The organism is Pseudomonas sp. PSKL.D1, assembly GCF_028898945.1.
GTDB lineage: Bacteria > Pseudomonadota > Gammaproteobacteria > Pseudomonadales > Pseudomonadaceae > Aquipseudomonas.
Map to the genome: position 1 here is coordinate 5,518,781 of NZ_CP118607.1, position 16,989 is coordinate 5,535,769.

The following is a 16,989-nucleotide window of genomic DNA, read 5'->3' on the forward strand; positions in this document are numbered from 1 at the left end:
TTTGTGCGGGCCTCTTCGCGGATAAATCCGCTCCTACAGGCCGGCGCGGTCCTTGTAGGAGCGGATTTATCCGCGATGAGGCCCGCGCAGCAAACCCAAACGGAACTGCCCAGCCCACAACTGTCGAAACCCCGAAACGTCAGAAATGCCTTGTATCGCTTGTCGGATAAGCAGGGCCCACCCGTGCGGCGCTATACTCAGCCGCTCGAATTTCATACAACGGACTACAAGGACTCGCCCATGAAAGCCTTCGGCAAAATCCTGGGACTGGGGCTTCTCGGGTTGCTGCTGATCATCGTGGCGCTGGGCTTTGCCCTGACCCACCTCTTCGATCCCAACGACTATAAAGACGAGATCCGCCAGTTGGCGCGCGACAAGGCCCATGTCGAGCTGACGCTCAATGGCGATATCGGCTGGAGCCTGTTCCCTTGGCTGGGCCTGGAGCTGCACGATGCCAGCATCGCCACACTGAACAAACCTACGGAACCGTTCGCCGACCTGCAGATGCTCGGCCTGTCGGTACGCGTGCTGCCCTTGCTGCGCCGCGAAGTGCAAATGAGCGATGTGCGCGTCGAAGGCTTGAACCTGACGCTGACCCGCGACGAACAGGGCCACGGCAACTGGGAAGACATCGGCAAACCGCTGCCGCCAACAGGTGAAGCCGGCACTCCGGCCACGCCACCCACCGCGCAAGCCCCTGCTCCGGAAGAAAGCAGCAGCGAACGCGCAGTCAAGCTCGACATCGACAGCCTGACCGTAAACAACGCCCGCGTGCAGTACACCGATGCCCAAAACGGCAAAAGCTACAGCGCCGAAAGCATCCAACTGAGCACAGGCCCGGTCCATGAAGGCGCGAATATCGCCCTCAAGGCCAGCGCCTTCCTCAGTGCCAGCCAGCCAAACATCAAAGCACGCACCGAACTGGCCGGCGAGCTGCGCTTCGACCGCAAGCTCAAACGCTACAACTTTGAAGACATGCGCCTGACGGGCGAAACGTCGGGCGAGCCAACCGGCGGCAAAACCGTGGCCTTTGGTGCCCAGGGCCAGTTGCTGGTCGATATGGCAGCCAACGTGGCGTCATGGAACGGCCTGAAAGTCTCGGCCAACCAATTGCGCGCACTCGGCGAGCTGAACTTGCGCGAGCTGGACAAAACCCCGCAACTGAGCGGCGGCCTGTCTATAGCCCAGTTCGACCTGCGCACCTTCCTTGACGGCATCGGCCGCCCACTGCCCGCCACCAATGACCCGGCGGCTTTCGGCAAGCTGGAACTGGTGACCCGCCTGCAAGGCACACCGAACAGCCTGACCTTGGCGGACCTGGCGGTGAAACTGGACGAAAGCACCTTCAGCGGCCGCGTTGCCGTGGAAGATTTCGCCAAGCAAGCCCTGCGCATACAGCTCAAAGGCGACAAGTTCGACGCAGATCGCTACATGCCGGCCAAAAGCGAAGAAGCCAAGGGCGCCACTGCAGCTCGCCAGGCTGAAGTGCAACAACAGGAAGCCAGCGCCGTGGCCGGTGCAGGCAGCACCCCGCTGCCCAACGCCCCGACCCAAGTGGCCTGGAGCAACGACAAGCTACTGCCGGTAGACCGCCTGCGCGCCCTCGACCTGCAGGCCGATGTGGCCTTCGGTTCGCTGACACTGGACAAGCTGCCCATTACCGATGCCCAGTTGCAAGCCACTGGCCAAGGCGGCCTGATCACCTTGCAAACCCTGCGCGGAGGCCTCTACGACGGCACCTTCGAAGCCAAGGGCACTGTCGATGTGCGCCCTGCCGTGCCGCAACTTGGCGTCAACACCAAGATCAACCGGGTGCCGGTCGAGCACTTCATCAAGGCCGAAGGCAAGGAGCAAACCCCGCCAGTCAAAGGCCTGCTGACCCTGAACAGCGACCTTACCGCCACCGGCAACAGCCAAAAGGCACTGGTCGACACCCTCAACGGCAGCGCAAACTTCACCATCAACGACGGTGTGCTGGTCAATGCCAACCTGGAGCAGCAACTCTGCCAGGCCATCGCCATCCTCAACCGCAAATCGCTCAGCGGCGAACCGCGCGGCAAGGACACCCCCTTCCAGGAGCTGCGCGGCAGCCTGGTGGTACGCAACGGTGTTGCCAGCAACCCTGACCTCAAGGCCCGCATCCCGGGCCTTACGGTCAACGGCAATGGCGACCTCGACCTGCGCGTGCTGGGTATGGATTACAACGTGGGTGTAGTGGTGGAAGGTGACCAGCGCGCCATGCCCGACCCGGCCTGCCAGGTCAACGAACGCTATGTGGGCGTTGAAGTGCCATTGCGCTGCCGTGGCCCGCTGGAACTTGGCGCCAAAGCCTGCCGCCTGGACCAGGAAGGCATGGGCAAAGTTGCCGCCAAACTCGCCGGCAACCGCCTTAAAGACAAGATTGATGAAAAACTCGGAGACAAAGTGAGCCCAGAACTCAAAGACGCGCTCAAGGGGCTGTTCAACCGATGAGCCCCGCGCAGTTCTCCAGCGCCGTGCTGGATTGGTACGACCAGCACGGCCGGCACGACCTGCCCTGGCAACAGGGTATCAACCCCTACCGGGTCTGGGTGTCGGAAATCATGCTGCAGCAGACCCAGGTGAGCACCGTGCTCAACTACTTCGACCGCTTCATGCAGGCCCTGCCAACCGTGCAGGCTCTGGCCGAAGCGCCCGAAGACGAGGTGTTGCACCTGTGGACCGGGCTGGGTTACTACACCCGCGCCCGTAACCTGCAGAAGGCCGCAAAGATCGTGGTCGAGCAGTACGGCGGTGAGTTCCCGCGCAGCGTCGAACAACTCACCGAGCTGCCCGGCATTGGCCGCTCCACGGCGGGCGCCATTGCCAGCATCAGCATGGGCATCCGCGCACCGATCCTCGACGGCAACGTAAAGCGCGTGCTGGCCCGCTATACCGCCCAGGCCGGATACCCCGGCGAACCCAAGGTTGCCAACCAGCTGTGGGCCACGGCGGAACGCTTCACCCCGCTCCAGCGCGCCAACCACTACACCCAGGCCATGATGGACATGGGCGCCACGCTGTGCACCCGCAGCAAGCCCAGTTGCCTGATCTGCCCGTTGCAGCAGGGCTGCGAAGCCCACCTGCATGGCGAAGAAACCCGCTACCCGGAGCCCAAGCCACGCAAGGCGCTGCCGCAACGCCGCACCTTGATGCCGCTGCTGGCCAACCACGAAGGCGCCATTCTGCTTTACCGCCGCCCGTCCAGCGGCCTGTGGGGTGGCCTGTGGAGCCTGCCCGAGCTGGACGACATCGCGCAGCTCGACGACCTGGCCTACCAGCACGGCCTGCGCCTGGCGGATAGCCGCGCCCTTGACGGCCTGACCCACACCTTCAGCCACTTCCAGCTGGCGATCGAGCCCTGGCTGGTACGCGTCGACCCCGTCGGCCAGCACGTGGCCGAGGCCGACTGGCTCTGGTATAACCTCGCCACCCCGCCGCGCCTGGGCCTTGCTGCCCCGGTCAAGAAGCTGCTCAAACGCGCGGCCGACGAACTGATTGCAGGAGAAGCCCGATGACCCGCACCGTGATGTGCCGCAAGTACAAAGAAGAACTCCCAGGCCTGGACCGCCCGCCCTACCCCGGCGCCAAGGGCCAGGACATCTTCGAACACATCTCGCAAAAAGCCTGGGCCGACTGGCAAAAACACCAGACCATGCTGATCAACGAAAAACGCCTGAACATGATGAACGGCGAGGACCGCAAGTACCTGCAGGGCGAGATGGACAAGTTCTTCGCTGGCGAAGAATACGCCCAGGCGGATGGCTACGTTCCACCCTCCGAATGACCCCATGAAACGTAAGCGACGGAATTAATTTAAAATTTTTTCAAAAAGTCGTTGACGAGCGGTTCGGAAATCTATTTAATTCACCTCGTCGCCCAGATAGCTCAGTCGGTAGAGCAGAGGATTGAAAATCCTCGTGTCGGCGGTTCGACTCCGTCTCTGGGCACCACCTTCAAGCTTCTGGTGGTTGCAAAGTTACCCGAAGCGACAACAAGAAACCCGCCTAGTGCGGGTTTTTTGTTGTCTGGATTTTCCCCCTCCCCAGCCTTCCATCAACAGTTCTTGGGTTTCCCGAGCAACTGCGCTTCAATACGCGCAAATTTCAAACACCCTCAGGACAAGCCATGGCCACCCCAACCAAACAACAGAAACGCGCCAAGCGCGCCGCCAGCAAGGCCAAGCAAAACCGCATGGTGCGCAGCGGCCAAGCGGTGAAGGCCAGTGCCGGCGACAGTGCCAGCATCGAGCAGGTGTTCGAAAAGGCGATGGCGTCGGACAGCTATAAAGAGCTGTTCGTGAAAATGAAGGCCGCGCAGGAGACCAGCCTGGTCGCGATGATTTCGGTGTTCCTGGTCGACCCGCTGCTGGCCCTGGTGCTCAAAGGGCACAAGGAAGAGCACGCCACCGATTACATCGTGCTGGTGTTCAATGCCTACCGCACCTGGCTGGATGGGGCGGATGAAGACACCACCATGGCGTGGCTGGAGAGCGATGAGTTCCAGGAGGCCTATATCGCGGCTTCCGAGTTGGTGGCCAAGCAGCAACAGCTGCAGAAGCAGTTTGGCTGAGAGGGCTTTGCGGCATGTGCCGGCCCTTCGCGGATAAATCCGCTCCTACAGGTACGGTGATCACCCTGTAATCCGCGATAGTCCGGTGATTACTCTGTAGGAGCGGATTTATCCGCGATGACGCCCGCACAACCAACAAAAAAGGCCGCGCCCTTCACAGGACGCGGCCTTTATACATCTGCAACCAACGCCGATCAGTTATCCAGCGCCACCCGCCCGGCCGCCTCGCGCTTGCGATGCACCAGCAGGCCCGCCGCCACCACGCCGATACTCAGCAGAGCAGTGGCCATGATCTCGACACGGTGATCCTCACGCAGCCCCATCACCACCAAAATGGCAACGATGAAGGCAATGGTCGCCCAGGTCAGCCCCGGGAACAGCCACATCTTGAACGAGATCTTCTCGCCACGCGCCTCACGCTGGCTACGCATGCGCAGTTGCGACACGGCAATCACCAGGTAAACCAGCAACGCAATGGCACCCGAGCTGGCCAGCAGGAACTCAAACACCTGGGCCGGCGCAACGAAGTTGGCGAACACGCACAGGAAGGCCGCGGCAGTAGACAGCAACACAGCCCAGTGCGGGGTACCCGCCTTGGTGGTGCGCTGGGCAATGGCCGGCGCGTCGCCACGCTTGCTCAGCGAGAACAGCATGCGCGACGAGGTGTACAGCGCCGAGTTCAGGCAGCTGGTTACGGCAATCAGCACCACGATGTCGACGATCAGCTTGGCATTCGGCACGCCGATACGGCTCAGCACGGTCTGGTACGAACCGGTCTCGGCCAGCGCCGGGTCGTTCCACGGCACCAGGGCCACGACCAGGAAGATCGACACCAGGTAGAACAGGCAGATACGCCAGATCACCGAGTTGGTGGCGCGGCTGATCTGTTTGCCCGGGTCTTTCGACTCGGCAGCAGCGATGGTGACGATTTCGGTACCCATGAACGAGAACATGGTGGTCAGCATGGCTGCCAGCACCGCGCCCAAGCCGTTTGGCATGAAGCCCTGGGTGTCGAACAGGTGGCTGGCACCGCTCACCTGGCTGTTCGGTACAAACCCGAACATGGCCGCACAGCCAACCGCGATGAAGCCAATGATCGCCAGCACTTTGAGCAGGGCGAACCAGAATTCGAACTCACCGTAATTTTTCACGCTGCACAAGTTGGTCAGCGTCAGCGCCAGGGTAATGACCAGGGAGAAGGCCCACAGGTCAACCGCAGGGAACCAGGCGTGCAGGATGGCTGCGGCGGCGTTGGCCTCCAGCGGGATCACCAACACCCAGAACCACCAGTAAAGCCAGCCGATGGTGAAACCGGCCCAACGCCCAATGGCGCGGTCGGCATAAGTGGAAAACGAACCCGTATCCGGCGAAGCAACCGCCATTTCACCGAGCATCCGCATCACCAGCACCACCAAGGTACCGGCAGCGGCATAGGCCAGCAGCACAGCCGGGCCTGCAGCAGCGATAGCGTGGCCGGAGCCTACGAAAAGACCGGCGCCGATAACGCCAGCAATGGAAAGCATGGTGACATGCCGTTGTTTGAGCCCCTGAGCGAGGTCATTGGAATTGTTACCGCTCATGAAAACTACCTTTGTAAGGAGTGGACCACTCGATTGCTTTTGTACGAAGCGCGCCTGGGGTTGTTTAGGCGTCGCTGCAATCGGCGGTTTCCCAGTGGCAATAAGCGGGCCATTTACACAAGACACTCGTCAGGTGACAGCGGCAGGCCCATAACGGCGGGGGTTGCAGGGCATTCGGCCAGCCTGTGACCGAAAGGCCGCCAAATACCCATGCCAAGTGCGGATTACTGAAATACTCACTTACAAACGCACCAAAGGTGCCCCTAGGTAACACCTTTGCACAATTGCAATGCACGGCGAGTGCAACCCAAGGCGCAACCTTAAAAGTTGTTTAACGGCCGGTGAGGCAAAAACGGCTTCCAAGCGCTGGGCAAAGCTGTCACCATCGCGCCTTTTTTTCATCAAGGCTCTGGAGCTGGCGAGACACTGCGGACATCTGCGCGACGTTGCACTGCAACGATGCGACAAACTGCCCCGTCTGCCGCCACAGCCCCCTGCGACCCTGTTGGCCGCTGTAATGCCGCTATGCTAGCGTGGCGCCTCGCCAGGAAGGCCGCCAACAGCTGGGAACGCACCCGAACACATGAGGACCGCACATGGCCCAGGCCACGCCCGCGCTGGAAATCCGCAACCTGCACAAACGCTACGGCCAGCAGGAAATTCTCAAAGGCATTTCGCTGACCGCGCGCGACGGTGACGTGATCTCCATCCTGGGGTCGTCCGGCTCCGGCAAATCCACCCTGCTGCGCTGCATCAACCTGCTGGAAAACCCGCACCAGGGCGAAATCCTCGTGGCCGGCGAAGCCCTCAAGCTCAAGGCCGCCAAAAACGGCGACCTGATCGCCGCCGACAACCGCCAGATCAACCGCCTGCGCAGCGAAATCGGCTTTGTCTTCCAGAACTTCAACCTGTGGCCGCACATGTCGATCCTCGACAACATCATCGAGGCGCCCCGCCGCGTGCTCGGCCAGAGCAAGGCCGAGGCCATCGAAGCCGCCGAAGCGCTGCTGAACAAGGTTGGAATATACGACAAGCGCCACAGCTTCCCTGCCCAGCTTTCCGGTGGCCAGCAACAGCGCGCCGCCATCGCCCGTACCCTGGCCATGAAACCTAAAGTGATCCTGTTCGACGAGCCCACCTCGGCGCTCGATCCGGAAATGGTCCAGGAAGTGCTTAACGTTATCCGCGCACTGGCCGAAGAAGGCCGTACCATGCTGCTGGTGACGCACGAAATGAACTTTGCCCGCCAGGTGTCCAGTGAAGTGGTCTTCCTGCACCAGGGCCTGGTAGAAGAGCAAGGATCGCCGCAGCAGGTCTTCGAAAACCCGACCTCGGCGCGTTGCAAGCAATTCATGTCCAGCCACCGCTAACGGAGCAATACATGCACACTTACAAGAAGTTCCTCCTGGCAGCCGCTGCCACACTGGTGATGTCGGCCAACGCCATGGCCGCAGAAAAACTGCGCATGGGCATCGAAGCCGCCTACCCACCGTTCAACAACAAGGATGCCAGCGGCCAGGTCGTAGGCTTCGACAAGGACATCGGCGACGCCCTGTGCGCCAAGATGAAAGTCGAGTGCTCGGTTGTTACCTCCGACTGGGACGGCATCATCCCTGCCCTGAACGCCAAGAAGTTCGACTTCCTGGTGTCGTCGCTGTCGATCACCGACGAGCGCAAGCAGGCCGTCGACTTCACCGACCCGTACTACTCCAACAAGCTGCAGTTCATTGCGCCTAAAAATGTCGACTTCAAAACCGACAAGGCTTCGCTCAAGGGCAAAGTGATCGGCACCCAGCGCGCCACCCTGGCCGGCACCTGGCTGGAAGACAACTTCGGCGACGATGTAGAAATCAAACTCTACGACACCCAGGAAAACGCCTACCTGGACCTGGTCTCTGGCCGCATCGACGGCATCCTGGCCGACAAGTACGTGCAGTACGAGTGGCTCAAGAGCAAGGACGGCATGAACTTCGAGTTCAAAGGTGAGCCAGTGGTCGACAGCGACAAGATCGGCATCGCCGTGCGCAAAGGCGACCCACTGCGCGAGAAGCTGAACGCCGCCCTGGCGGAAATCAAAGCTGACGGCACGTACAAGAAGATCAACGACAAGTACTTCCCGTTCAGCATCGAATGATCCGCCCCGACCGGCGCGCCCTTGCGGCGCGCCAGTCCCTAGAATGCACCTGCCAATGAATATCGACCTGCACGGATTCGGCCCGGCCATGGCGGCCGGCACCCTGATGACCGTAAAACTGGCGCTTTGCGCGTTGCTGCTGGGGCTTACCCTTGGTTTGCTCGGCGCCCTGGCCAAGACTTCTTCCATCAAGCCGCTGCAGTGGCTTGGCGGCTTTTACTCGACCCTGGTTCGTGGCGTGCCCGAACTGCTGTGGGTGTTGCTGATCTACTTCGGCACCGTGGGGCTGATGAACAGCCTTGGCGAAGCCCTGAACATGCCGGGCCTGGAGCTGAGCGCGTTTGCCGCTGGCGTTATCGCCCTGGGCCTGTGCTTTGGCGCCTATGCCACCGAGGTGTTCCGCGGCGCCATTCTGGCCATCCCCAAAGGCCACCGCGAAGCGGGCCTGGCATTGGGCCTGTCCAAAGGGCGCATCCTTTCGCGGATCATCCTGCCGCAAATGTGGCGTATCGCCCTGCCGGGCCTTGGCAACCTGTTCATGATCCTGATGAAGGACACCGCGCTGGTTTCGGTGATCGGCCTGGAAGAAATCATGCGCCACGCGCAAATCGGCGTGACCGTGACCAAGGAGCCGTTCACCTTCTACATGGTCGCTGCCTGCATCTACCTGAGCCTGACCGTCGTCGCCATGGCCGGCATGCACTTCATGGAAAAACGTGCCGCTCGCGGCTTTGCGAGGGCTGAATAATGAATTGGGAAGTCATCATCAAATGGCTGCCACGCCTGGCCCAGGGTGCAACCCTGACCCTGGAGCTGGTGGCCATCGCGGTTGTGGCCGGGTTGATCCTGGCCATCCCGCTGGGCATCGCCCGCTCCTCGCGCCTCTGGTACGTGCGCGCCGTGCCCTACAGCTACATTTTCTTCTTCCGTGGCACACCGCTGCTGGTGCAGCTGTTCTTGGTCTACTACGGCCTGGCCCAGTTCGACCTGGTGCGCCAGAGCAGCCTGTGGCCGTACCTGCGCGATCCGTTCTGGTGCACCGTGCTGACCATGACCCTGCACACCGCCGCCTACATCGCCGAAATTTTGCGTGGCGCATTGCAGGCCATACCTAAAGGCGAGATCGAAGCCGCACGGGCGCTGGGCATGTCACGGGGCAAAACGCTGTTCTACATCATGCTGCCACGTGCCGCCCGCATCGGCCTGCCGGCGTACAGCAACGAAGTGATTCTGATGCTCAAGGCCAGCGCCCTGGCCAGTACCGTGACCCTGCTGGAGCTGACCGGCATGGCGCGCACGATCATCGCCCGGACATACCTGCCGGTAGAAATCTTCTTCGCGGCCGGTGTGTTCTACCTGGTGATCTCGTTTGTGCTGGTGCAGGGCTTTAAATTGCTGGAGCGCTGGTTGCGCGTGGATGCCTGCCAAGGGCGCTGAAACCCTATCGCGGATAAATCCGCTCCTACAAGGCAACGCGCCACCCTTGTAGGAGCGGATTCATCCGCGATAGGGCCCCAAAAACCTCCACACCACTCAAGCCCCACCCATGCCCCCCTACCTCCACAGCCATCATCTCAACGACCGCTTCCAGGCCCTCGACCAGTTCCTGACCGAGCACCAGCACCTGTGGAAACCAAGGCCCTTCACCACCCTGCGCCTTGACTGGGAAGCTACATACCCCGACCTCGCCGCCCACCTGCGCCAGAGCCCCTTGGCCGACGCCGAAGCAGAGTTCGCCCCAAACACCCTGCCCGCCCCGTTCCCGCAACTGGCCGAGCAAGCCCGTCAACTGTCTGCGATTGGCGAATTGCCCGACACCGGCCTACCCCCTGCCGGCCACCGCCTGGACGTCGACGTACCCGGCCGCAAGTGGCAACAGATCGAAGCCTTCAGCCGCCGCTTGGGCTTTAGCGAGCAAACCAGCCACTGGCTGGACTGGTGCTCCGGCAAAGGCCACCTCGGCCGCCGCCTGCTACAGCCCGGCCAGCAACTCACCTGCCTTGAGTACGACGCTGAACTGGTACACGCCGGCCAGGCCCTGAGCGACCACCACCACCTGCCCGCCACCCACGTGCACCAGGACGTGATGGCCGCCGACAGCCGTCGCCACCTTGATGGCGATAAAAGCGTGGTTGCCTTGCACGCCTGCGGCGACCTGCATGTGCAGCTGCTGCGCGTTGCCAGTGAACAAGGCTGCCGCCATTTGGCCGTGGCCCCCTGCTGCTACAACCGCATCCACGGCGAGCACTACCAGCCGTTATCCACAGCCGCCCAAGCCTCACCGCTGCAGTTGTCCATCATCGACCTGAGCTTGCCCCTGAAAGAAGCCGTGACCGCCAGTGCCCGCATTCGCCACCAGCGCGATTGCTCCATGGCACGGCGCCTGGCGTTCGACCTGCTGCAGCGCGAGCAGCGCCAGTGCGATGAGTATTTGCCCACCCCTTCACTGCCCAAAGCCTGGCTGGACAAGCCGTTCGAGGCGTACTGCCGCGACTTGGCAGCACTTAAACAAGTGCCCCTTGCGGGAACTCCGAACTGGGCTACGCTTGAATCTTTCGGCTGGCAGCGCCTGGCCGAGGTACGCAACCTCGAACGCCTGCGCAACCTGTTCCGCCGCCCGTTGGAGATGTGGCTGGTACTCGACCGCGCCCTGTTCCTGGCGGAGCATGGCTACTCAGTGCGCCTGGGTACGTTTTGCGATTACCCCCTCACACCACGCAACCTGCTTTTGCTTGCCGAACAGGGCTGTTAACCACAGCACAACCTGTGGATAACTCTGTGAACAAGCTTTTGATGAATGGTTGGATCCATGCGCTATTTCAGCGCCCTTGCTTATTCCTTGATGCGCGTCAAGCCCAATAAAAACAGGCGTTTGCGCAAAGACCAGCGGCCAGCGTAATCGGCATGCCTTTCGCTCAACGCGCGAATGCCTCTTGTGCATAAGCATTCGTTGTGCATGGGCTCATCAACATTTCATCTGGCTCTGTAGGAGCGGATTTATCCGCGATCACCGCCGACGCGGTGCCCGGCACCGGCTACGCCGGTGATCGCGGCTAAAGCCGCTCCTACAAGGATTGCGCCGAATTCAGGATCGGTGCCCGACGACGATCAATGCCGACGGTTTTTGGCCACTTCGATATCGTTCATCAGCGCCTTGGCCATTGCACTCAGGTAGTCGGCGGCACCCAGCAGCTTGTGGTCATCCTCCATATCCCCCTCACACACCAGGTGCCTGATGTAGCCGAGCAGTACCGAAACCTGCTGATAGGCCTCATCCACCGGAACACCCGGCTGCACACGAAATAACCCAACGGCCGGGCTGCCGACTTCAAGCCAGGTTTCAACGCCTGCTGTCACTGTGCTGTCAGTCATGGTTCGGCTCCCTGCTTATACGGGCCAGGGCATGTTCAGCCAGCACCCGCGCCGAGTCGGTGGCGTGGGCGGCATTGCTGAGGATGTTAAGGCCAGGTTCGCCGGCGTGTAGCTGGCAGTAATCGTCGATGGTGTCGATTACGCCGCGCATGAGTTCACAGGCGTGGGCCAGGGCGTCGGGTGGGGAGATTTCGCTGTGGATGGAGAAGAATGGGGTGTTGATGAAGGTGTGGCGGGGTGGGTCGGGGACGATCTTTTTCATCTTAGGAATTCCTACATTCAGACAGGAGATTCCACTTCTCTTCTTTCTCACGGAACAGAGGTGGCAACCGTACACGGGGTGAGAAACCGAGTGAATGTAGGAAGCTCGGCCAGACCGAGGTCTGCCCGTGCACGGTCGCCATAGACGCAGCCGAAACATTCAAGCGGGTTCTCACACCCGGTCACCAGAAAATGGCGACCCAGGAACCTTATCCTTGGGGCGCTTCCCCGCCAACAGCGATACTTCAGCAGCGCGCGTAGGATAATTCCTAATCGCATCAATCCTGAAGCATTTGGTTTCAAGTTCAGAAATCTCTTACATCTGCTAACGCCTTCGCGAAATAGGCTTGGCCAGCGGTGTATCATCCGCAACCCAAAAAAATTGCCTGAATCCTCGGATTTAAAGATCGTGCCCCAAGCCAAACACCTTGCCCTGCTCGCCTGCGCCCTGGCCCTGACCGCCTGCGCTGGCGGCACCTCGCACACGCGTACCGACAACCTCGGCTGGAACACCCCCGGCATGCAGCTTGGCGGCGACAACGGCCTGCCCCTGCGCACCGAAAGCCCCTGCCGCAAGCGCGGCTGCGACAACCACAAGCTGTTTTTCAACCCCGGCAAGACCGAACCAAGCGTCAACACCATCCACCGCGGCTGGTAGGAGATTTCTCCTTTTGGGCCGGTGACTTAGGTCATTTGCGCTTTATTGAAAGAAGTGGTTTACAGGCGCCAAACGATCGTTATAATGACGCCCCATTGCCGGTATAGCTCAGATGGTAGAGCAACTGACTTGTAATCAGTAGGTCCCGGGTTCGATTCCTGGTGCCGGCACCATACGCAGTACTCAAAAGGCTCACCGAAAGGTGAGCCTTTTTTGTTTTCGCTACGAATCGAGCTTTGACTTGCCCCCGTCAAGGCAGCTACGATTTTATCGTAAATTTTAGATATTCGGGCAGGTCGGCCAATGGCACTCCAATTCCACGAAAGCCCCTTCCACGTCACCCACGATGCAGAAACGGCCAGTAAGATGGCCCTGAAGATGGACCTGTCCATTTTCATCACCGACTGCATCAAGAAAATGGGCCTCAAACAACATGAGGCTGCAGCCAGGCTCAACGTGGCCCAGTCCCGGGTATCCGAGCTAGCAAATGGCAAGATCGAGAAATTCACGCTGGACGCCATGATGGATATGCTCGACAAGCTCGGCTTCCGCACCAGCCTTGCACTGGCCTCGAACAGCTCGGGAGCCCTTCCTCAGATTGTCATCTCGCAGGTGCCAGGCAGCTAAACCCTGTAGCCCATCTTTCTGACATTTCTGCAGCGATCAAACGTATGCATCTGCGCTCCATTCCGAAGCCTCTGGCATCCCTTACTTTTGTGATCTTTTCTGGGCACCGTTTTTAAATAGGATGATCATGCCGATGTGACGCCGCACGTGCTCCACAATCAAACGGGTGAGAACATCATCCAGAAAGACCTAGAGACCATCCAGCGAAACCTTCAATCGCTTAGGATTCGACAACCGTTCGCCAACAATCATGAGCAGTTTTTCGTCATGATCGCCAGGCGTCACAACCTCACGCAATGATCCGCTGCGTTGTGAAGCAAGAAGCATCGGCCTAAATAGCGTAGTTCCCAACTTTTTAACTGATCGAGACCTACACGCTTTAGACCGCATCTACGCCCTCCCCCTCAAACCACCCCATGCATAAAAAACTCTACCGGGACTTTGAAAAACTCAGCAAAGCCCTTGATCTGCGCCACGGTCATCTTCCGCTTGCTGTTCAAGATTTCCGAAACAGCGCTTTGCGTAGCAATGGCAGACAGATCCTTCTGCTTCACACCCCGCTCCTCCATAAGGAACGCCAGCGCCTCGCTCTGACTAGCGTAGGGAATCAGCACCGTTTGCGATTCATAGTCATACACACGGTCAGCGACCATTTCTGCAAACCTTGCGGCTGCGTGAGTTTCGCTATCAGCGTGTGAATACAGCTCATCAATCAGTGCCATCCGCACCTGCAAATCGGCGTCATCCTGGATTGGCTCATGGCAGGCGGACAACAACTGAGCCATTGTCGCTACCTGGTTATTCAGGCTCTGGAGCATGGGTGAAATATTAGCGATGAACGCATCCAGCCCTGTGGCCTCGATCTTGTCTCGCTTCATGTTGCCACCTGTTAGTCGATCAGTTAGAAAAGCGTCAGTCATCAGAGAAATCGCTACCTGATGTCGCTCTTGCACCACTTGTCATACTCAGGATGCGACAAGATTGCCTTGATGTAGATGGTGCCCATTCGTGGGTTGATCCACGTAACGATTCGACACTCGTTTTTCCTAATATCAAAAATGTAGATATCGAGCGGTCCTTTACGGCTTGGCTCCCTAAGCTTCGAAAAAGGCACCCGATCAACGTTCCATCCAGAGGTCTCAGCCCAGGTATTACGCAGTTGTTCGAAGGAATCAAAGCGCAGGCTTGGCCTATCGAACGTCGTCAGCCACAGACTCAAAGGCGCCCTCCACCTCGCATGGGCTTCGATGGCCTTTGTAACCGCCGCTTTGGCAATCACCCGCATAAATTTTGATCCGGTATCCTTACACACGACACAAAAATATTCCGAATCCAGATATCTGTCAAGCAGATATCTGGATCCGGAATAACTGGCAGGGGCGACGCAGTGTCCAGGGCTTAGCCTTTCACGGCCGTCAAAACGCCGTACTCACCGTCAACGACATACTCCGTGGATCCCCATAAATCGCCCCCGCATAGAACCCGTACTGGGTGTAGTAATGCTTGTCGAACAGGTTATCCACATTCAGGCTCACCGCCGTGTCGTCCGTGACCTGATACTTGGCCATGGCATTCCAGATGGCATAACCCGACCAGTTCACATCCGTAGCCCCGCCACTCACCCCGTTCACCGGCTGGCCCGCCGGGCTTGAGATGGCGCGGATGTTGGTTTGCGCTTTCACACCCGCGCCGAGGGTCAGGCGGTCCAGCGGGCCAGACAGGCGATAGGTGGTGGACGCCTTGAACAGGTGCGATGGATCGCTACGCCCGTCGCTGTCGACGCGGCGGAAGTGCAGGTAGGTATAACCGGCATACACGTTCCAGTTCGGAGTCAAAGCGCCAGCGATTTCCAGGTCAATACCGTCCGTTTCCTGGCCAGTGCCAGCCTTGTAGGCATCGCCACCGGACGGGGTGGTCAGGCCATCGTCGAGCACGGCTTTGTTTTCCTGCTTGGTGCGGAAGTACGCCGCCGAGGCATTCAGGCGGCCATCCAGCCACTCGCCCTTGATGCCAGTTTCGTAGCTCTGGCCACGAATCGGTTCAACCTTGGTGCCACTCTCGGTTTCAGCCGTTTGCGGGTTGAAGATGTCGGTGTAGCTGGCATACAGCGAGTAGGTGTCGTTAAGGTCGTACACCGCGCCCAGGTAGGGGGTGACGATTCCATTGTTCTGCTGATTGCTGCGCACACCAGCGACGCTGCGGGTGGTGGCCGAGTAGTCGGTGGTGCGCACGCCGAGGATGACCGACAGCGGGTCGGTAATGCTCAGGCGGGTGGCGGCGTACATGCCTTGCAGGCGGGTGGTGGTCTTGGTGTGGCGGCCGGTGCGCGAGGCGATCATGTCGTAATCGCTGTCCACGCCGTTGTGCCAGTCGGTGACCGGGAAGCCGTTGTTGGCGCGGAACTGGCAACCCACAGAAGGCGCACTGACGCGATCGTCGCTGACCATGGTGCAACTGTATTCCGGCGACCACGCCACGGTGCGGCTGTCGTTGTAGCCGACCATCGCCTGGTGGGTGCGGCCGAACATCTGGAACGGGCCCGAGAGGTCAATTTGTGCGGACTGTTGGGTGGTGTCGCTGGAGCTGTGCAGGCCATTGAGCACGGCGCCGCTGCCGTCCTGGTCCCAGTAGCCGCCGTAGCTGCCACGGCCGGCGGAGTTGACCTTGGCCAGGCCGCGGTGGTTCAGCACTTCGGCGGTGCTTTGGGCGGCTTTCAGGTCCAGCGTCCAGTCGTTGTCGAAGCGGTGCTCCAGCGAGCCGAAAGCGGTGCGGGTGGTGTACTCACCAAAGCTCCAGCTGGGGACCACGTTGGTGCTGCGTGGCAGGTTGGTCTTGCTGCCGTCGTTGTACCAGATCGGGATGTTGGCACCCCAGCCGCCGCCGACCACCTTGTTGTACTCGTACTGGTAACCCGCGCCGAGGGTGGTGGCGTCGTCGATGTCGAATTCAAAATTGGCCAGGGCCGCGCGGGAGCGCTCGGACTGGTTGTCGCGGAATGAGTTGGCGTCGCCTTGGGTCATGACGAAGCGCGAGCGCAGGCGGCCGTCTTCGGACAGCGGCAGGTTGAGGTCGGCGCCCAGGCGGCGTTTGTCCCAGCTGCCGTAAGTGGCGTAGGCGCTGCCACCGAAGGTTTTGGTAGGCGCCTTGCGAATCAGGTTGACGGTGGCCGAGGGGTCGCCGGTGCCTCCCAGCAGGCCGTTGGCGCCGCGCACGATGTCGATGCGCTCGTAAAGGTCCATGTTCAGCGCGTTGCCGCCGCCGCTGAAGTCCGAGCCGCCCTGAAACTGCAGGCCGTCGACCTTCCAGTTACTGATCGAGTAACCACGGGCGCGGAAGTCGGTGCGCCCGCCTACCTCGGACTTGGTCGCGCTTACGCCGGGCGTGGTGTCCAGCGCCTGCTCGATGCTGTGGATATCGCGGTCATCCATTTGCTGGCGGGTGATGGTGGTGACCGATTGCGGCGTCTGCCGTGGGGTCAGGTTCAGGCCCGTGGAGCTGCGTGTGCTCTCGACCGTGTAACCGAGCTGGCCGGCTTCGTCGGCGGGCAGCAGGGCGCTGTCTTCGATTTGCGTGGCGTCCAGCTCCAGGGGTTGGCTGTCGGCCGCCATGGCGCTGCCGCTGATGGCTACGGCGACAAACAAGGCAAGCGGGTTGAGGCGGAAGACGTCTTGCATGATGCTCTTGGGTTTCATTTGGGAAGGCTTCGTATTTGCAGATGATTTTTTGTTAGGATTCTAGGCATCTGCCCTTCGCGCTCCATGCCCGGC

The 16,989-nt window shown here is 60.4% G+C and carries 17 protein-coding genes and 2 tRNA genes; 13 read left to right on the forward strand and 6 right to left on the reverse strand.

Annotation, left to right across the window (positions count from 1 at the left end; translation table 11 throughout):
• The first annotated feature begins 240 nt into the window (after window positions 1-240).
• The 5 genes from PVV54_RS24780 to PVV54_RS24800 all read left to right on the forward strand — a co-directional run bounded on the left by PVV54_RS24780 (window position 241) and on the right by PVV54_RS24800 (window position 4,590).
• Window positions 241-2,472 (forward strand): AsmA family protein, encoded by a 2,232-nt coding sequence (locus PVV54_RS24780; RefSeq protein WP_274907712.1) that lies wholly within the window; start codon window positions 241-243, stop codon window positions 2,470-2,472.
• Window positions 2,469-3,536: an A/G-specific adenine glycosylase gene (gene mutY, locus PVV54_RS24785; protein WP_274907713.1), complete on the forward strand. Its 1,068-nt coding sequence runs from the start codon at window positions 2,469-2,471 to the stop codon at window positions 3,534-3,536. Before PVV54_RS24780 ends, mutY begins: the two co-directional genes overlap by 4 nt.
• Entirely contained in the window at window positions 3,533-3,805 is a 273-nt protein-coding gene (locus tag PVV54_RS24790) for an oxidative damage protection protein (RefSeq protein ID WP_274907714.1), read from the forward strand. Before mutY ends, PVV54_RS24790 begins: the two co-directional genes overlap by 4 nt.
• Before the next feature lie 90 nt (window positions 3,806-3,895).
• A tRNA-Phe gene (locus PVV54_RS24795) sits at window positions 3,896-3,971 on the forward strand.
• A 175-nt stretch (window positions 3,972-4,146) separates the two neighbouring features.
• The gene (locus PVV54_RS24800) at window positions 4,147-4,590 is read left to right on the forward strand and encodes a hypothetical protein (protein ID WP_274907715.1); all 444 of its coding nucleotides are present in this window, start codon (window positions 4,147-4,149) and stop codon (window positions 4,588-4,590) included.
• A gap of 194 nt (window positions 4,591-4,784) precedes the next feature.
• Here the strand turns inward: PVV54_RS24800 and gabP are convergent, their stop codons facing one another.
• Window positions 4,785-6,170, reverse strand: a complete 1,386-nt coding sequence (gene gabP / locus PVV54_RS24805) for a GABA permease (protein ID WP_274907716.1) — start codon at window positions 6,168-6,170, stop codon at window positions 4,785-4,787.
• Window positions 6,171-6,766: 596 nt separating this feature from the next.
• Here gabP and PVV54_RS24810 point away from each other — a divergent pair.
• From PVV54_RS24810 to PVV54_RS24830, 5 genes are all read left to right on the forward strand, one after another.
• Window positions 6,767-7,540: an ABC transporter ATP-binding protein gene (locus PVV54_RS24810; RefSeq protein ID WP_274907717.1), complete on the forward strand. Its 774-nt coding sequence runs from the start codon at window positions 6,767-6,769 to the stop codon at window positions 7,538-7,540.
• A gap of 11 nt (window positions 7,541-7,551) precedes the next feature.
• Complete coding sequence (locus PVV54_RS24815) at window positions 7,552-8,304, forward strand: ABC transporter substrate-binding protein (RefSeq protein ID WP_274907718.1); 753 nt, start codon at window positions 7,552-7,554, stop codon at window positions 8,302-8,304.
• A gap of 55 nt (window positions 8,305-8,359) precedes the next feature.
• A complete protein-coding gene (locus tag PVV54_RS24820) occupies window positions 8,360-9,052 on the forward strand; it encodes an ABC transporter permease (protein ID WP_274907719.1) in 693 nt (230 codons plus the stop codon).
• Window positions 9,052-9,741, forward strand: a complete 690-nt coding sequence (locus tag PVV54_RS24825) for an ABC transporter permease (RefSeq protein WP_274907720.1) — start codon at window positions 9,052-9,054, stop codon at window positions 9,739-9,741. The genes PVV54_RS24820 and PVV54_RS24825 overlap by 1 nt, the downstream gene beginning before the upstream one ends.
• A gap of 109 nt (window positions 9,742-9,850) precedes the next feature.
• On the forward strand, window positions 9,851-11,056 hold the full coding sequence (locus tag PVV54_RS24830; protein ID WP_274907721.1) for a methyltransferase: 1,206 nt from the start codon (window positions 9,851-9,853) through the stop codon (window positions 11,054-11,056).
• Between the two features lie 356 nt (window positions 11,057-11,412).
• Here PVV54_RS24830 and PVV54_RS24835 read toward each other — a convergent pair whose 3' ends face one another.
• Entirely contained in the window at window positions 11,413-11,676 is a 264-nt protein-coding gene (locus tag PVV54_RS24835) for a DUF3077 domain-containing protein (protein ID WP_274907722.1), read from the reverse strand.
• On the reverse strand, window positions 11,669-11,938 hold the full coding sequence (locus PVV54_RS24840) for a hypothetical protein (protein WP_274907723.1): 270 nt from the start codon (window positions 11,936-11,938) through the stop codon (window positions 11,669-11,671). The genes PVV54_RS24835 and PVV54_RS24840 overlap by 8 nt, the downstream gene beginning before the upstream one ends.
• A gap of 408 nt (window positions 11,939-12,346) precedes the next feature.
• Here PVV54_RS24840 and PVV54_RS24845 point away from each other — a divergent pair, with 408 nt between their 5' ends.
• From PVV54_RS24845 to PVV54_RS24855, 3 genes are all read left to right on the forward strand, one after another.
• Window positions 12,347-12,595: a hypothetical protein gene (locus PVV54_RS24845; RefSeq protein ID WP_274907724.1), complete on the forward strand. Its 249-nt coding sequence runs from the start codon at window positions 12,347-12,349 to the stop codon at window positions 12,593-12,595.
• 97 nt (window positions 12,596-12,692) lie between these two features.
• Window positions 12,693-12,768 (forward strand) — tRNA-Thr (locus PVV54_RS24850).
• A gap of 130 nt (window positions 12,769-12,898) precedes the next feature.
• Window positions 12,899-13,222: a helix-turn-helix domain-containing protein gene (locus tag PVV54_RS24855; protein ID WP_274907725.1), complete on the forward strand. Its 324-nt coding sequence runs from the start codon at window positions 12,899-12,901 to the stop codon at window positions 13,220-13,222.
• A 404-nt stretch (window positions 13,223-13,626) separates the two neighbouring features.
• On the opposite strand, the gene PVV54_RS24860 is transcribed toward PVV54_RS24855, so the two are convergent.
• The 3 genes from PVV54_RS24860 to PVV54_RS24870 form a co-directional block, all read right to left on the reverse strand.
• Complete coding sequence (locus PVV54_RS24860) at window positions 13,627-14,100, reverse strand: helix-turn-helix domain-containing protein (RefSeq protein WP_274907726.1); 474 nt, start codon at window positions 14,098-14,100, stop codon at window positions 13,627-13,629.
• 53 nt (window positions 14,101-14,153) lie between these two features.
• The gene (locus PVV54_RS24865; protein ID WP_274907727.1) at window positions 14,154-14,507 is read right to left on the reverse strand and encodes a type II toxin-antitoxin system HigB family toxin; all 354 of its coding nucleotides are present in this window, start codon (window positions 14,505-14,507) and stop codon (window positions 14,154-14,156) included.
• Window positions 14,508-14,637: 130 nt separating this feature from the next.
• On the reverse strand, window positions 14,638-16,896 hold the full coding sequence (locus PVV54_RS24870; protein WP_274907728.1) for a TonB-dependent siderophore receptor: 2,259 nt from the start codon (window positions 16,894-16,896) through the stop codon (window positions 14,638-14,640).
• Window positions 16,897-16,989 lie beyond the last annotated feature (93 nt).

Excerpts from the sequence above, each read along its gene's own strand:
- PVV54_RS24820 (WP_274907719.1), top strand. The coding sequence starts at position 8,360 with ATGAATATCGACCTGCACGGATTCGGCCCGGCCATGGCGGCCGGCACC.
- PVV54_RS24790 (WP_274907714.1), top strand. The coding sequence starts at position 3,533 with ATGACCCGCACCGTGATGTGCCGCAAGTACAAAGAAGAACTCCCAGGC.
- PVV54_RS24870 (WP_274907728.1), bottom strand. The coding sequence starts at position 16,896 with ATGCAAGACGTCTTCCGCCTCAACCCGCTTGCCTTGTTTGTCGCCGTA.
- PVV54_RS24830 (WP_274907721.1), top strand. The coding sequence starts at position 9,851 with ATGCCCCCCTACCTCCACAGCCATCATCTCAACGACCGCTTCCAGGCC.
- mutY (WP_274907713.1), top strand. The coding sequence starts at position 2,469 with ATGAGCCCCGCGCAGTTCTCCAGCGCCGTGCTGGATTGGTACGACCAG.
- PVV54_RS24815 (WP_274907718.1), top strand. The coding sequence starts at position 7,552 with ATGCACACTTACAAGAAGTTCCTCCTGGCAGCCGCTGCCACACTGGTG.
- PVV54_RS24865 (WP_274907727.1), bottom strand. The coding sequence starts at position 14,507 with ATGCGGGTGATTGCCAAAGCGGCGGTTACAAAGGCCATCGAAGCCCAT.
- PVV54_RS24810 (WP_274907717.1), top strand. The coding sequence starts at position 6,767 with ATGGCCCAGGCCACGCCCGCGCTGGAAATCCGCAACCTGCACAAACGC.
- PVV54_RS24780 (WP_274907712.1), top strand. The coding sequence starts at position 241 with ATGAAAGCCTTCGGCAAAATCCTGGGACTGGGGCTTCTCGGGTTGCTG.
- gabP (WP_274907716.1), bottom strand. The coding sequence starts at position 6,170 with ATGAGCGGTAACAATTCCAATGACCTCGCTCAGGGGCTCAAACAACGG.
- PVV54_RS24855 (WP_274907725.1), top strand. The coding sequence starts at position 12,899 with ATGGCACTCCAATTCCACGAAAGCCCCTTCCACGTCACCCACGATGCA.
- PVV54_RS24860 (WP_274907726.1), bottom strand. The coding sequence starts at position 14,100 with ATGAAGCGAGACAAGATCGAGGCCACAGGGCTGGATGCGTTCATCGCT.
- PVV54_RS24800 (WP_274907715.1), top strand. The coding sequence starts at position 4,147 with ATGGCCACCCCAACCAAACAACAGAAACGCGCCAAGCGCGCCGCCAGC.
- PVV54_RS24840 (WP_274907723.1), bottom strand. The coding sequence starts at position 11,938 with ATGAAAAAGATCGTCCCCGACCCACCCCGCCACACCTTCATCAACACC.
- PVV54_RS24825 (WP_274907720.1), top strand. The coding sequence starts at position 9,052 with ATGAATTGGGAAGTCATCATCAAATGGCTGCCACGCCTGGCCCAGGGT.
- PVV54_RS24835 (WP_274907722.1), bottom strand. The coding sequence starts at position 11,676 with ATGACTGACAGCACAGTGACAGCAGGCGTTGAAACCTGGCTTGAAGTC.